This window comes from Terriglobus sp. YAF25 (genome assembly GCF_052113305.1).
In the GTDB taxonomy this organism is placed as follows: domain Bacteria; phylum Acidobacteriota; class Terriglobia; order Terriglobales; family Acidobacteriaceae; genus Terriglobus.
The window spans coordinates 1-1,177 of sequence record NZ_JBFRCY010001017.1 but is presented as its reverse complement, the minus strand read 5'-3'; the positions used below and the strand labels follow the sequence as shown (position 1 = coordinate 1,177).

The window sequence follows — 1,177 nt, the reverse complement described above, 5'->3', positions numbered from 1 at the left end:
CCGTAGACCGTAGCCACCGCGGATCACCGTATCTCCCTGACCAAAGAGCTTTCCAAGGAAGCCTTCCTGGTTTCGCGGATTCCAGGCAAAGCCAACCTGCGGCTGAGGCGAAACATTCCAGGGAGCATAGGAATGCGGCCGTGTCTCAAACTGAGGGTTGCTGGTTCCCTGCAGCGATCCTGGACGGAAGAGGTTGCCAACGCCGGAGGGACCGTACACCGACGCCTCGGTCAACGAGTGATAGGCGCCGGTAAGGTCGTGGTTGTCGCCGGTAAAGTCCCAGCGCATACCGTAGTTCAGCGTCAGGGTCGGGAAGATGCGCCAGGAGTCTTGCGCGAACAATCCCCAGGCCGTCTGCAATTCGTTCAGGTTGTAGGCACCGACAGCCTTGAGATAGTCGCCCGTCTTCTGCGAATACGAGTAGCTGCCGTTGACATAGTTGATGCGGCCCGTCAGGACAGCATAGATCTGCTGCGCTTCGTTCAGATTGTCCGGGCTGGCGTTCGGCAGGCTCGAGCTGGAAAAGGCGTTGTTCGCTGGGTCACCGGCTGCAAGGCCCAGGTTGATGTTGTCAAAGCCGGCCGGCGGATTCCAGTAGTGATCCTGCTCGCGGTTCCACATGCCGCCGAACTTGATGGAGTGTGATCCCTTCTGCCAACTGATCGAATCGGAGGCGTTCAGTACCGGATAGAAGTTTGAGGTCGGCAACGTGTAGGTCTGCCCTGACATGCTGCCGCTGCCCCAGTTATCCAGCCCCCAGTAGATCGTCGGGTTGGTTGCGTAGAGTGACGGTGCATCCTGCGCATAGCGGTTGACCGTATAGAGATAGCCCAGCTTCAACTGATTCATCATCCGAGGACTGATCTGATAGTCCAGGCCATATCCGACGGTGAAGGAACGATTCTGATATCCGGAGTTCTGATTTTGAAATGAGCTACCCGGGAATGGAGGTGCGTATGAGCCCGCCTGCTTCACCTGCGACATATTCCAGGTGAGATACATGTGCGTCTTCTCGGACCTTGCATAGTCCAGACGCACTGTGGGGTAGTAGTAGATATAGGGCGCTGGAGAATTCCAGAGAATCGAGCGTATGTTCGCGTCGCTGGTTCCAATGGTGCTGCCGGACGAGAGCGAGCTATTGATCGCCGAAAGTTGGCCTGCAATCACCGAGTTTACC

1 pseudogene is annotated in these 1,177 nt (G+C 56.9%); it reads right to left on the bottom strand.

From position 1 onward, the window contains the following. Window positions 1-1,177: pseudogene (locus tag AB4043_RS26170) on the bottom strand (TonB-dependent receptor); the annotation flags it as partial.